This is a genomic window from Mesorhizobium zhangyense (assembly GCF_011045115.1).
GTDB classification, from domain to species: domain Bacteria; phylum Pseudomonadota; class Alphaproteobacteria; order Rhizobiales; family Rhizobiaceae; genus Mesorhizobium_M; species Mesorhizobium_M zhangyense.
Window position 1 is genome coordinate 585,183 of the sequence record NZ_JAAKZG010000001.1, and the last position, 12,748, is coordinate 597,930.

Below are 12,748 nucleotides of genomic sequence, written 5' to 3' on the forward strand. Positions count from 1 at the left end.
ATGAGTGGCAAACCCGCCCTCACCCATCTCGGCATCGAAGGCCAAGCCCATATGGTCGACGTCGGCGAAAAGCCAGAAACCGAGCGCACGGCGATCGCCGAAGGTTTTGTCACCATGCTGCCCGAGACGCTGAAATTGATCCGCGAGGGCAATGCCAAGAAGGGCGACGTGCTCGGCACGGCGCGTATCGCTGGCATCATGGCGGCCAAGCGGGCGCATGAGCTCATCCCGCTCTGCCATCCGCTGCTGTTGACCAAGGTTTCGGTCGATATCGAGCCGGACGATTCCTTGCCCGGCCTGCGCGTGACCGCACTTGCCCGCGTCACCGGCAAGACCGGCGTCGAAATGGAAGCGTTGACTGCGGCTTCCGTCGCTTGCCTGACCATCTACGACATGGCCAAGGCCGTCGATCGTGGCATGGTCATTTCCGGCATCAGGCTGGTCGAAAAGACCGGCGGCAAATCCGGCGATTATCGGGCTGGTGCATAGATGGCGCTGCTGCCGGTCACCGATGCCCTGCAACGCCTGCTCGATGGCGCCGGTCCCGGCAACGGTGAGTCCGTGCCGTTGGCTGAGGCTGCAGGCCGTGTGCTGGCCGAACCTGTCCGAGCGCTGCGCACGCAGCCGCCGTTCGACGCATCCGCCATGGACGGATATGCGGTGCACAGTGCTGACGTCGCCAATGTCCCGGCAACGCTGAATGTCATCGGCGAAGCTCCGGCCGGGCGGCGCTTTGCCGGCAAAGTAGAGCCGCATCAGGCCGTGCGCATCTTTACCGGCGCGCCGATGCCGGACGGTGCCGACACCATCGTCATCCAGGAGAATACCAGAAAGCACGAAGGCGGAACCGTTGAGGTCACCGAAACGGTTGATGCCGGGCGGCACATTAGGCGCAAGGGTCTCGATTTTTCCACAGGCGACCTGCTGCTTGAAAAAGGCAGGGTTCTGGATGCCGGAGCGCTTTCACTGGCGGCGGCGGCCAATCACCCTCACCTTCCCGTCGTGAAAAAACCGCTGCTGGCGATCATCGCCACCGGCGACGAGCTTTTGCCGCCGGGCAGCGAACCAGGCCCCGACCAGATCATCGCCTCCAACAGCTATGGCGTGGCAGCGATCGCCGAATCGGTTGGCGCACGGGTGCTCGACCTCGGCATCGCGCCCGATCGCAAGGAGGCCATCTCGGCGCTGATCAAGCGCGCCGTGGAGGCCGGCGCTGACGTGATCGTGACGCTGGGCGGCGCATCGGTTGGCGACCACGATTTCATCCATGACGTGCTGACCGAGGAAGGCGTAACCCTCGATTTCTGGAAGATTGCAATGCGGCCCGGCAAGCCGCTGATGTTCGGCAGGCTTGGGCACACCCGCTGCATCGGCCTGCCCGGAAATCCGGTGGCGAGCCTCGTCTGCTCGCATCTGTTCCTGAAGCCGCTGCTGGCGCGGCTTGGCGGGCGACACCATGTGCCGGACATTCATGAGGCGTTCCTCGGCACGGCGATGCAGGCCAACGATCTGCGTCAGGACTATGTGCGCGCCGTTCTTCGAGACGACGACACCGGGCTTGTTGCGACGCCATTCGAGATCCAGGACTCCTCGATGCTGAGGACCTTCACCGAGGCCAATGCATTGATTATCCGCGAGCCTTTTGCGCCGGCGGCTGAGGCCGGCGCGCCGTGCACCGTCCTGAAAATTCGCTGACCTGAAGCTTCAGAGACTTTCGTTCCGCTCCTGTTCGGTTGAGAGTCTCCAAAGTCGGAGTGTTCGCGTATTGTTTCCACCACGTTAATATATTCATTAAAATTTAAACGGTTGCAGAACACAAATGGAACAGATAGTGTTTGTTCTGGTTTTGTTTTTGATTTGATTCTTCGGGGGTGGCCATGCTGACGCGCAAGCAACACGAGCTTCTAATGTTCATCCACGAGAGGATGAAAGAAGCCGGAATCCCCCCCTCCTTCGATGAAATGAAGGAAGCGTTGGATCTTGCGTCGAAATCCGGCATCCACAGGTTGATCACGGCTCTTGAAGAGCGCGGGTTCATTCGCCGACTACCGAATCGTGCTCGAGCGCTCGAAGTTCTGCGTTTGCCCGATTCCATGGCTCCTGGGCTGGCGCCGCAGCGCGCGAAATTCTCGCCGAGCGTCATCGAAGGAAGCCTCGGACGACGGCCGGAACCCGCGCGTGGCCCTGTGGCCGGTAATGACGATGTCGGGTCCGCTGTATCAATCCCGGTAATGGGCCGGATTGCCGCCGGTGTGCCGATCGAGGCCATCCAGCACAAGACGCATTCCATCTCCGTGCCACCGGAGATGATCATGGGCGGAGAGCACTACGCCCTTGAAGTCAAAGGCGATTCGATGATCGAGGCCGGCATTTTTGACGGCGACACGGTCATCATCCGAAATGCCAACACGGCAAATCCCGGCGAAATCGTCGTTGCGCTGGTGGATGAAGAGGAGGCCACGCTCAAGCGCTTCCGCCGCAAGGGCGCATCGATTGCGCTGGAGGCAGCCAACCCGGCCTATGAAACGCGGATTTTCGGACCCGACCGCGTGAAGGTCCAGGGCAAGCTGGTGGGATTGATCCGGCGCTACTGATGATGCGCGGCGCCGCCAGGTTACGGTTTGGCGCTTCGCGAATTTGAGTATCTAGACTTTTTGAACTGATTGTTCGCCGGCTTACTTTCTCTTCGCTGATATGGCGACAACCCGCGCGCCTCTCGAGAAAACGCTCGTTGTGTATGCCAGGGGCGATACGGTTGTGTCAGCGCAAAGCGGATTTCGGCGCCTCGCTCTGAACTGTCGCCATTCAGATAGATGGCGGCACTGCCGAGTTTGGCCAGTTCGCGTTTGGTGACGACAAGTGGCACCGGTTCCTCGCAGACATCCTCGGCTGTCGCGTCGTCGACCACGATAAGGCTCGCATAATCGCAGGCGCGTCGCGCGGAACGCCAATCGGCGGCGTGTGCGATAATCGCGCCGGATCGGTGCGTCGCCAGACAAAGACCATCGTGGCAGTCGAAACCAGCGGGGAGCAAGTTCGCCAGCTTTCCGGGGGATTGTTCGGACGAAATAGTCGTATCGCTTGATGCAAGACCGGCTGCTTCATTTTCCGCGGAATCATCGAAGGACGTGCCGTTCGACGAATTACGACGCCCTTCCCGGCTTGGCTTTTTCTTGCCGGCATCGTTAATCGTATCGACCGGCTTGATCAGATTTTCCGAGAGCAGCGCCCGCTTCCAGTTTTCGATGGTGAATTCGTTCGGCCGCGCGCGGTTGACTGCGAGATTTTCATCATCGACCGGTACAGCCACCAGTCTCGCATCTTCCGAGACGAGAATGTCGGGCGCCCGAACGTCTGCCAGAAGCAGCATTCCAGCGAGCGTGAAAGGCACCGCCAGCAGTCGCAGCCATGTGGATGCCATGGTCGCAATCACCAGCGCGACGGTGAGCAATACCAGGGATTGCCCCGAAACCAGCCCGACCGCATCGACGGGCGAGCGATCCGATATCCATTGCGAAATGACGATCATCGCCGTCAGCCCTTTGCCCATGACGTAGAAGAACGGACCATCCAGGCCGAGCGGCATCGCCAATGAGCCGGCGACAGCGAAAGGCATGACGAGGATCGATACTGCGGGCATGACGCCAAGATTGGCGAGAAGGCTAAGCGGTGAAACCCTTTGAAAGTGATAGGCGCCAAATGCGGTCGTCGCGAGACCAGCGATGATCGAGGTCATGGCGAGCGCGCCGACGGATCCGATCGTGCGCCTGGTCAAACCGGAAATCAGCGACACATTGCCCGGTGGAACAAAGGGTTTTGACCTTTGCGAACGCCTCTCCGCCCACAGGGCATAAGCGCCGACCAAGGCCGCGGTCGCAGCAAAGGACATCTGGAAGCTCGGGCCGATGACCTCGTGCGGCGAGATCACGATGACGACGATGGCCGAGATCGCCAGATTGCGCATGGTGAGAGCACCGCGGTCGAACAGCAGTGCCGTCAGCATGATCGCGAGCATGATGAAACTGCGTTGGGCAGCAACCTCGCCGCCGGAGATGAAGAGATAAGCCGCAATCGCCACAAGTGCCGCGGCGGCGGCGTATTTCTTGACCGGCCGGCGTGACGAAAGACCGGGAAACAACGCGAAGACCGCGCGCAATGAACCCATCATGGTTCCAGCGACAAGCGCCATATGCAGGCCTGAGATCGAGATGATGTGGTAGATCCCGGTGCGGCGCATCGATTCATTGATGTCTTCGGGAATGCCCGCGCGAATACCGACCACCAATGCGGCCGCGATCTCGCCCTCGGGGCCACCGATCTGGCTTCGGATGCGATCCGCAATGACGTTGCGGGCATTTTCGACCCAGATGGAGAAGCGAACACTGGCGGAAGGCTGAGCGGTCGTCTCTATCAGTTCGGGTCCGCGCAGAAAAAATCCGCTTGCGCCAATTCTGTCAAAATAGCTCTTGAAGGAAAAATCATAGCTGTCGGGCCGCACGGGGCCGGAAGGCGGCATCAGCTTGACCGAGCCCCTGATTTCCGATCCGACCATCAGTCCCGGCGGGATTTTCCGGGCCGAGACGCGAACGCGGTCCGGCGCGTAGCGCAGTGTCGGCCTTGCCGTTGCCATTACATCGATGGTCAATCGCACACGGCCATTGGCCATATGGTCGATCCCGGCGACACGCCCGGTCAGTTGCGTGGAGATTTCCGATCCAAGGATCTTGGTGCCAGCGCGCCATGTCTCGATCTTGGCAAGCCCCATGCCGACAACACAGATCAACGCCCCCATCGCTGCAAAACGCAGCGCCTGATAATGCGACGGCAGCAACAGCAGCAAAGCCGACAGCACAACGCTGCCGCCAAACATCGGCAGGAAATCCGGCTCGGCTCCGAGCCCGTAATAGATGATGGCGCCAAGCGCCAGAAACACCGGAACGAGAAGAAACGGCGTTCCGCGTTCGAGTTCCAGGACGATTGCCGTCGCGAAGGACCGCGTGGCTCGCGCACGCGACGGAACAGTCTGAAGCGTCTTGCGCCAGGCTGCCGGCAGCAGCGGCGGCGGAGATTTCCAAGGTACCGGCAGTAGCGTAGCCGGGTTGGCTGGCGGCGATCGCGAGGGAGGCGAAACCAGCGGCGCGTCCAGCGGATAGGCAAACTGCGCCCGCTCGCTCGTCTCGCCTGTGGATGTCTCTCGCGCCATCCAGGTTTCCCCAATTCGGGACCTGGCCGGCACGCGCGCACCTCGCGGCGATCCGGCTTGCCCCTGCCCCTTGCACCCCTGACCATCCATGCTACATGAACGCTACCGAATTGCCATGCGTGCCATCTTCGGCTCTCGCCGGCTCGTCCCTGCCTTCTGGAAGTCCAATGTCCGACACAGTCATTACCCGTTTCGCCCCCTCGCCCACCGGCTATCTGCATATCGGCGGCGCCCGCACGGCCCTGTTCAACTGGCTTTATGCACGCCACACCGGCGGCACGATGCTGCTGCGCATCGAGGATACCGATCGCGAGCGCTCGACCGATGCGGCGACCGCAGCCATCCTGGATGGCCTTTCCTGGCTCGGCCTGCACTGGGAAGGCGATCCAGTATCGCAGTTCGAGCGCGCGCCGCGTCACCGCGAAGTGGCCGAGGAACTGGTGCGCGCCGGCAAGGCCTATTACTGCTACGCCTCCCCCGAAGAGCTCACGGAAATGCGCGAAAAGGCCCGTGCCGAGGGCCGTCCGCCGCGTTACGACGGGCGCTGGCGCGACCGCGATCCTTCCGAGGCACCTGCCGGGGTGAAGGGCGCGATCCGCATCAAGGCGCCAACTGAGGGCGAGACGATCGTGCGCGACCGCGTGCAGGGCGATGTTCGCTTTCCCAACAAGGATCTCGACGATTTCATCATCCTGCGTTCGGATGGCAACCCGACCTACATGCACGCCGTCGTGGTCGACGATCACGATATGGGCGTCACCCATATCATCCGCGGCGACGACCACCTGACCAATGCGGCGCGCCAGACGGTCATCTACAATGCCATGGGCTGGGATGTGCCTGTCATGGCGCATATCCCGCTGATCCATGGCGCGGATGGCGCCAAGCTATCCAAGCGGCACGGCGCGCTCGGCGTCGAGGCCTATCGCGCCATGGGCTACCTGCCTGCGGCGCTGCGCAACTATCTCGTCCGTCTTGGCTGGAGCCATGGCGACGACGAGGTGATGTCGCTCGACGATATGATCCGCTGGTTCGACATCGACGACGTCAACAAGGGTGCGGCGCGCTTCGATTTCCAGAAGCTGGAGGCGCTGAACGGCCTTCATATGCGCAAGATGGATGACGCAGAACTGCTCGACATCTTCATTGCGACGCTGCCTTATCTCGAGAACGGCGCAACGATTTCCGAAGGGCTGAACGAAGACCGCAAGAAGCAGCTCCTGGCCGCCCTGCCCGGCCTGAAGGAGCGTGCAAAGACATTGATCGAACTCGCTGATGGCGCTGCGTTCCTGTTTGCCGCGCGCCCGCTTGCGATGGACGAGAAAGCTGCTGTTCTGCTCGGCGAAAAACCGCGCACCACCTTGCGTGGCGCGCTGGATGCTCTCAAAAATGTGAATGACTGGAACGCGGTGACAACCGAGGCCGCGATACGTGAATTTGCCGTCGCAAACGAGCTGAAACTTGGCGCTGCAGCGCAGCCGCTGCGTGCCGCCTTGACCGGCAAAAGCACCTCTCCCGGCGTATTTGACGTGCTTGCCGTGCTGGGCCGCGAAGAAAGCCTGGCACGCATTTCGGATCAAATCGATTAAGCCGTTCTGGCCTCATCGACGGGCATTGAAACCCGTCTGCTGCGGTGCAACATTAGCATCACTGCCGAACTTGGCACGCCTTGAGAAATGCGATAGCAAAAGCGCGCATTTCGATATGCCTCACATATTGCGTTGCAAGAAACCGCGTTTGACGCGGGAAAGAAACTGAAGGGAGTTTGCGATGACCGAATCGACAGCGAAACTGGAATTTGGCGGCAAAACCCACGAATTCAAGGTGCGAAGTGGCTCCGTCGGACCAGACGTGATCGACATCGGCGCGCTCTACAAGGATACCGGCGCCTTTACCTACGACCCCGGCTTCACCTCCACGGCGAGCTGTGAGTCGGAAATCACCTTCATCGATGGCGATGAGGGCATCCTGCTGCATCGCGGCTATCCTATCGACCAGTTGGCCGAACACGGCGACTTCCTCGAAGCCTGCTATCTGCTGCTTTATGGCGAACTGCCGACCAAGGCGCAGAAGGACGACTTCGATTACCGCGTCACGCGCCACACCATGGTGCATGAGCAGATGTCGCGCTTCTTCACCGGCTTCCGCCGTGACGCGCACCCGATGGCGGTGATGTGCGGTGTGGTCGGCGCGCTGTCGGCCTTCTATCACGACTCGACCGACATCTCGGACCCGCACCAGCGCATGGTGGCGTCGATCCGCCTTATCGCCAAGATGCCGACCATCGCGGCCATGGCCTACAAGTACCACATCGGCCAGCCCTTCATTTACCCGAAGAACGAGCTGAATTTCGCGGCGAACTTCCTGCATATGTGCTTTGCGGTGCCGTGCGAAGAATACAAGGTCAATCCCGTTCTGGCCCGCGCCATGGAACGCATCTTCATCCTGCATGCCGACCACGAGCAGAACGCCTCGACCTCGACCGTTCGTCTCGCCGGCTCGTCGGGCGCCAATCCCTTCGCCTGCATCGCTGCCGGCATTGCCTGCCTGTGGGGTCCGGCGCATGGCGGCGCCAATGAAGCAGCGCTCAACATGCTCAGCGAGATCGGCCATGTCGACCGTATCCCGGAATTCATCGCCCGCGCCAAGGACAAGAACGATCCGTTCCGCCTGATGGGTTTTGGTCACCGCGTCTACAAGAACTACGACCCGCGCGCCAAGATCATGCAGAAGACGACGCATGAGGTTCTGGGCGAACTCGGCATCAAGGACGATCCGATGCTGGATGTCGCCATGGAGCTCGAAAAGATCGCGCTGACCGACAGCTATTTCATCGAGAAGAAGCTCTATCCGAACATCGACTTCTACTCCGGCATCACGCTGAAGGCGCTCGGCTTCCCCACCACCATGTTCACGGTGCTGTTTGCCGTGGCGCGCACGGTTGGCTGGATCGCCCAGTGGAAGGAAATGATCGAGGATCCGCACCAGAAGATCGGCCGCCCGCGCCAGCTCTACACGGGCTCGCCGGAACGCGACTACGTGCCGATCGCCAAGCGCTGATCGTCCAGACATTCCGCATTAAAAAAGCGCCTTACGGGGCGCTTTTTATTTGGCTTTTTTTCTGGCGATCTCAGCGAGAACAACGTCTGCTGCAATCTCGCCGGACGGTCGCTCGGTTGCCATGCGTCTTGCCACCTCGGCAAAGCCGTCCTTCTGCCAGGTCCGGAATGCCGTGTCCGAAAACAGCGCCTCGATATGCCGGGCGAGATTTTGCGGCCGGACATACTGATCGTAGAATTCCGGCACGATGGGTCGATCGGCAATAAGATTGGGCAGAAGCGCCGACCAAACCGTGACCATGCTCAGTATCAAACGCGCGATAGCGTCGAGCTTGTAGCTCGAGACCATCGGCACGCCGGAAAGCGCAAGTTCCAGCGAAACCGTACCGGATGCGATCAGCGCCGCATCGGCTTCTGCAAATGCCCGCCATTTTCCGGCCGGATCGAGAATGATTTCGGGCTGCTGTTCCCAGCCAGAGACTGCAGTCTTCACCATATCCGCGGCATGCGGAACAGTTGGCAGCAGGAGCCGCAGACGATGCCCGCGCGCGCGCAATGCAGCTACGGTCTGGCCAAAAGGCTCGATGAGCCCCTTCACCTCGCCCCTGCGGGAGCCGGGCAGGAGAAGCAGCGTCTTTTCGCGATCGTCCGAAAGATCGCGCGGCTGCGCCTGTGCGCTGGCGGCGGCCTGAACGTTGGGGTCCTGCGTCAGCCGATGCCCGACATAGGTGCCAGGAGGACCGCTGAGCCGTTCAAGCTCGGCAGTTTCAAACGGCAGGATGCACAGCACATGATCGACATGCGGCCGCATCGCCTGCGCCCTGCCCGGCCGCCAGGCCCAAACGCTCGGACAGACGTAATGGACAATCGGGATGGTCGGATCGGCCGCACGGACCTTTTTGGTGACGCGCAAGGTGAAATCCGGGCTGTCGATGGTGATCAGGCAGTCCGGCTTTTCCGCAACGATCATCTGCGCGGTCTGGCCGATGCGCTTGTACAGACGCGGCAGGTCGCGAAGAATCGCCGTGACACCCATCAACGCGATATCACTGCCATCGAACAGCGGTGTCAGGCCCAAAGCCTGCAGGTGCCGGCCACCAATGCCGACCAGCTGGATTTCACGGCCGGTCGCCTTGCGCAAGGCGTGAATGATGTCCGCACCAAGGAGATCGCCCGACTCTTCACCGGCGACGATCGCTATCTTGAGCGGCGCTCCGGTCATTTGCCGACGCCCTTGGGCAGGCCGACGACGAACAGGCCAAGTGCATCGGCGCGCTCGATCATCTTTCCGTAGTCAAGCACCAGCGAGCCTCCTGCCTCCACGCCGATGCCGGCGAGACCGGCAGCATGCGCGCCTTCGACGGTCGCGGGGCCGATCGTCGGCAAGTCCGCGCGCATTTCCTGGTCCGGCTTGGCACATTTGACCAGAACACCGCGTTTCTTGCCGGCTATGCGGCCGTGGCCGCGCATGCCGGCAACGCGGGCAAGGAGCCCGTCTGTGCCCTCGATGCCTTCCAGCGCAATGACACGGCCGCCGATGGAAACAGCGCCCTGCCCGATATCCAGCGCGCCTATGGTGCGGGCCGCCGCAAGCGCTGCATCCAGATCGCGCCAGTCCGATTTCAAAGGAACCACGCCTGTCATCGGGCCTTCGATTGCGAGCAGGTCAGGCACGATCTCATGCGCACCGACAACCTTCATGCCATAGGCCTCCAGACCGCTGACCAGCGCTTTCAAAAGGCCGTTGTCGCCGCGCGCGAGCGCAGCAAGCGCCCTCGGCAAAATGGCAAGCAGCGCCAGACGCGGTTTGACCTTGCGCCACTCGGGCCGGCGCGCAATGCCGCCGGCCAGAACGACATGGGTAACGCCGTGGCGCTTCAGCGTCGGCACCAGCACTGCAAAATCTTCGAGCTGGAGATACTCGTGTTCGCAAGATGTCAGCGTCGAGGCCTGGTCCGCCTCACCCTCGATCAAGGCCACGAATGGCGCATGACCGGCAGCCGTAAGGCGCTCGGCAACATTGACCGGCAGTCTGCCGCTTCCCGCGACGATGCCGACCTTGTCACCGGCCGCAAGCTTTATCGGGATTTTCGGGTCAGTCCTCGTCGGCGTCGTCATCGACGGCACCCTTGAGCGGCGGCACGGCATAGTGACGCTTGCCGCGCGCGCTGAGAAAATCGACGATTTTCATCGCGGTCGGAGAATCAGCGAACTCGACGCGGGCAATCTCCAGATTTTCACTGAGTGGGCGCGCGCGATCGAAGATCGTCTTATAGGCACGCCGAAGGGTCATGATCTCTGCCTTGGACATGCCCGACCGCCTCAGCCCGACGACATTGAGGCCGCGCAGCTTGGCGCGATTGCCCATGGCAATCGCATAAGGAATGACATCGCCAACAAACATCGAGCCGCCGGCAAGAAACGCATTCTGGCCGATTCGCACGAATTGATGCACGGCACTCAACCCGCCGATACCGACATTGTCTCCGACCTCGCAATGGCCGCCGAGGGTAGCGCCGTTGGTGAGTGTGACGTTGTTGCCGACGGTGCAGTCGTGGGCGACGTGGGAATAGGCAAGGAAGGTGCCGTTGTCACCGACGATGGTTGCGCCGCGCGCATTGTCGGTGCCGACATGCATGGTCACGAATTCGCGGATGGTGCAGTTCTTGCCGATCGTCAGCGTGGTGCGGCCGCCCTTGTGGCTGGTGTTCTGCGGCGGTCCGCCAAGAACGGCCTGGGGCCATACCGTGCAACCGTCGCCTATGGTCGTTGCGCCGATGACCGTGACGTGGCCTACGAGCCTGACGTTTTCACCGATGACGACATCGCTTCCGATATAGCAGAGCGGGCCGATATTCGATCCCGCGCCAATGCGGGCGCCTTCTTCAATGACGGAGGACGGATGAATGAATGTTTCAGTCTGCATGTATTCTCGCTGGTCAGGCCACGGGCGGCGACATCATCGCGGAGATTTCCGCTTCCGCAGCCTTTGCGCCGTCAACCATCGCTTCGCAAGCGAAACGCCAGATATTGCCTCTTTTTTTCAGCTTTTTCACATGGATGTGAAGGCGGTCGCCCGGCACGACGGGGCGCCGGAACTTCGCATTGTCTATCGTCATAAAATAGACGAGCGAAGGCTTGTCCGTATTCTGGCTCTTGATGCAGATCGCACCGGCCGTTTGCGCCATTGCTTCAATGATCAGGACGCCGGGCATAACGGGTTGCTCGGGGAAATGCCCCTGAAAATGCGGCTCGTTGATGGTGACATTCTTGATTCCGATCGCCGAATTGTCCTCGTCGATCTCGATGATCCTGTCGACCAGCAGAAACGGATAACGATGAGGCAGAAGCTTCATCAATCCTAGAATATCCACGGCTTCGAGCGTGGTCGGGGCGTTGTCAGCCATTATGGTCTCACCCCTTCTTGGGTTTTGAAGACAATTTTCGAATCGCGGCAACGTCGCGCATGAATTCCATCATTGGCCTTGCCGGCAAGCCGGCCCAAACCTCGCCGGCCGGCACATCGTTCATGAAGCCGCTGGCGGCTGCGAGACGCGCGCCGCTGCCGATGGTGAGATGATCGGCCAGGCCAACGCGTCCGCCCATCATCACGTAGTCGCCAATGGTGACGGAACCGGAAATACCGCAATGCCCGGCAATGACGCAACCGCGTCCAATACGAACATTGTGCGCGATCTGGACAAGATTATCGATCTTGGTGCCTTCGCCGATGACGGTATCGGACATCGCGCCGCGGTCGACGGTCGTGTTGGCACCGATCTCGACATTGTCCTGGATGATGACGCGGCCGATTTGCGGAATACGCTCCGGGCCGCTCGCACCGCCGACGAAACCAAACCCTTCACGTCCGACGCTCGCGCCGCTGTGAATGACCACGCGATTGCCGACCAGAGCGCACTGCACGCTGACATTCGGCCCGATGAAACAATCCCGGCCGATCTGCACGGACCGCGCAATGACTGCGTTCGGCGCGATGATCGTGCCGCTACCGATGGCGACATCAGCGCCGATCACCGCACCGGGCTCGACAATCACGCCGGACTCCAGCCTGGCGCTGGGATCGATATGAGCGCGGGGTGAAATGCCGGTCTCGCCCGTCATGGGCGGCGGCGACGCCGCAGCGGGGAAAAGCAGCCGCCCGATCTGGGCAAAAGCGGCCTGCGGTCGTGGCGTAACGAGAACAGCGACGCCAGGAGGCGCCTGATCGGCGATATCGGGGGTGCAGAGAAGTATGGCGGCGTTGAGCGTTCTCAGCGGGCCGGCGTTCTTCCGTCCCTCGATGAAGACAAGCGCGTCCTTCCCGCCCTCGCTCGCTGGAGCGATGGTGGAGATGGACGTTTTGCCATAGCTGGAATCGACAAGCTCCGCGCCCGTCAGGCCGGCTATCTCAAGTGCCGTATAGCGGCGTGACGGCGCGAAGAAAACCGGATCGGACATGTGCACCTTCTCTTCCGGGCGCGATGGC

Annotated in this window: 11 protein-coding genes; 5 read left to right on the plus strand and 6 right to left on the minus strand. The window is 61.3% G+C overall.

Annotated elements, in window-relative coordinates; translation table 11 throughout:
- From moaC to lexA, 3 genes are all read left to right on the plus strand, one after another.
- Positions 1–489, plus strand: coding sequence for a cyclic pyranopterin monophosphate synthase MoaC (moaC, locus tag G6N74_RS02885; protein ID WP_165114063.1), 489 nt, complete (start codon positions 1–3; stop codon positions 487–489).
- Positions 490–1,695 (plus strand): molybdopterin molybdotransferase MoeA, encoded by a 1,206-nt coding sequence (locus G6N74_RS02890; RefSeq protein WP_165114065.1) that lies wholly within the window; start codon positions 490–492, stop codon positions 1,693–1,695.
- 182 nt (positions 1,696–1,877) lie between these two features.
- Complete coding sequence (gene lexA / locus G6N74_RS02895) at positions 1,878–2,594, plus strand: transcriptional repressor LexA (protein WP_165114068.1); 717 nt, start codon at positions 1,878–1,880, stop codon at positions 2,592–2,594.
- Positions 2,595–2,614: 20 nt separating this feature from the next.
- On the opposite strand, the gene G6N74_RS02900 is transcribed toward lexA, so the two are convergent.
- On the minus strand, positions 2,615–5,203 hold the full coding sequence (locus G6N74_RS02900; protein ID WP_246245612.1) for a ComEC/Rec2 family competence protein: 2,589 nt from the start codon (positions 5,201–5,203) through the stop codon (positions 2,615–2,617).
- 167 nt (positions 5,204–5,370) lie between these two features.
- On the opposite strand from G6N74_RS02900, the gene gltX reads away from it, so the two are divergent.
- Both gltX and gltA read left to right on the plus strand, forming a co-directional pair.
- The gene (gltX, locus tag G6N74_RS02905) at positions 5,371–6,792 is read left to right on the plus strand and encodes a glutamate--tRNA ligase (RefSeq protein WP_165114070.1); all 1,422 of its coding nucleotides are present in this window, start codon (positions 5,371–5,373) and stop codon (positions 6,790–6,792) included.
- Positions 6,793–6,973: 181 nt separating this feature from the next.
- Positions 6,974–8,263, plus strand: coding sequence for a citrate synthase (gltA, locus tag G6N74_RS02910; RefSeq protein ID WP_165114073.1), 1,290 nt, complete (start codon positions 6,974–6,976; stop codon positions 8,261–8,263).
- A 45-nt stretch (positions 8,264–8,308) separates the two neighbouring features.
- On the opposite strand, the gene lpxB is transcribed toward gltA, so the two are convergent.
- The 5 genes from lpxB to lpxD are packed head-to-tail and all read right to left on the minus strand — an operon-like array spanning position 8,309 to position 12,720.
- The gene (lpxB, locus tag G6N74_RS02915) at positions 8,309–9,484 is read right to left on the minus strand and encodes a lipid-A-disaccharide synthase (RefSeq protein ID WP_165114076.1); all 1,176 of its coding nucleotides are present in this window, start codon (positions 9,482–9,484) and stop codon (positions 8,309–8,311) included.
- Positions 9,481–10,380 carry an LpxI family protein gene (locus G6N74_RS02920; RefSeq protein WP_165114080.1) on the minus strand — a complete coding sequence of 300 codons (900 nt, stop codon included), beginning with the start codon at positions 10,378–10,380 and terminating at the stop codon, positions 9,481–9,483. The genes lpxB and G6N74_RS02920 overlap by 4 nt, the downstream gene beginning before the upstream one ends.
- Positions 10,358–11,188, minus strand: a complete 831-nt coding sequence (lpxA, locus tag G6N74_RS02925; RefSeq protein WP_165114083.1) for an acyl-ACP--UDP-N-acetylglucosamine O-acyltransferase — start codon at positions 11,186–11,188, stop codon at positions 10,358–10,360. The genes G6N74_RS02920 and lpxA overlap by 23 nt, the downstream gene beginning before the upstream one ends.
- Positions 11,189–11,201: 13 nt before the next feature.
- On the minus strand, positions 11,202–11,669 hold the full coding sequence (fabZ, locus tag G6N74_RS02930; protein ID WP_091916815.1) for a 3-hydroxyacyl-ACP dehydratase FabZ: 468 nt from the start codon (positions 11,667–11,669) through the stop codon (positions 11,202–11,204).
- Between the two features lie 7 nt (positions 11,670–11,676).
- Positions 11,677–12,720 (minus strand): UDP-3-O-(3-hydroxymyristoyl)glucosamine N-acyltransferase, encoded by a 1,044-nt coding sequence (gene lpxD / locus G6N74_RS02935; protein ID WP_165114086.1) that lies wholly within the window; start codon positions 12,718–12,720, stop codon positions 11,677–11,679.
- Positions 12,721–12,748 lie beyond the last annotated feature (28 nt).

Coding starts and splice junctions, on each gene's coding strand:
- gltX (WP_165114070.1), top strand. CDS start 5,371: ATGTCCGACACAGTCATTACCCGTTTCGCCCCCTCGCCCACCGGCTAT.
- moaC (WP_165114063.1), top strand. CDS start 1: ATGAGTGGCAAACCCGCCCTCACCCATCTCGGCATCGAAGGCCAAGCC.
- G6N74_RS02920 (WP_165114080.1), bottom strand. CDS start 10,380: ATGACGACGCCGACGAGGACTGACCCGAAAATCCCGATAAAGCTTGCG.
- G6N74_RS02890 (WP_165114065.1), top strand. CDS start 490: ATGGCGCTGCTGCCGGTCACCGATGCCCTGCAACGCCTGCTCGATGGC.
- lexA (WP_165114068.1), top strand. CDS start 1,878: ATGCTGACGCGCAAGCAACACGAGCTTCTAATGTTCATCCACGAGAGG.
- lpxD (WP_165114086.1), bottom strand. CDS start 12,720: ATGTCCGATCCGGTTTTCTTCGCGCCGTCACGCCGCTATACGGCACTT.
- lpxA (WP_165114083.1), bottom strand. CDS start 11,188: ATGCAGACTGAAACATTCATTCATCCGTCCTCCGTCATTGAAGAAGGC.
- G6N74_RS02900 (WP_246245612.1), bottom strand. CDS start 5,203: ATGGCGCGAGAGACATCCACAGGCGAGACGAGCGAGCGGGCGCAGTTT.
- lpxB (WP_165114076.1), bottom strand. CDS start 9,484: ATGACCGGAGCGCCGCTCAAGATAGCGATCGTCGCCGGTGAAGAGTCG.
- fabZ (WP_091916815.1), bottom strand. CDS start 11,669: ATGGCTGACAACGCCCCGACCACGCTCGAAGCCGTGGATATTCTAGGA.
- gltA (WP_165114073.1), top strand. CDS start 6,974: ATGACCGAATCGACAGCGAAACTGGAATTTGGCGGCAAAACCCACGAA.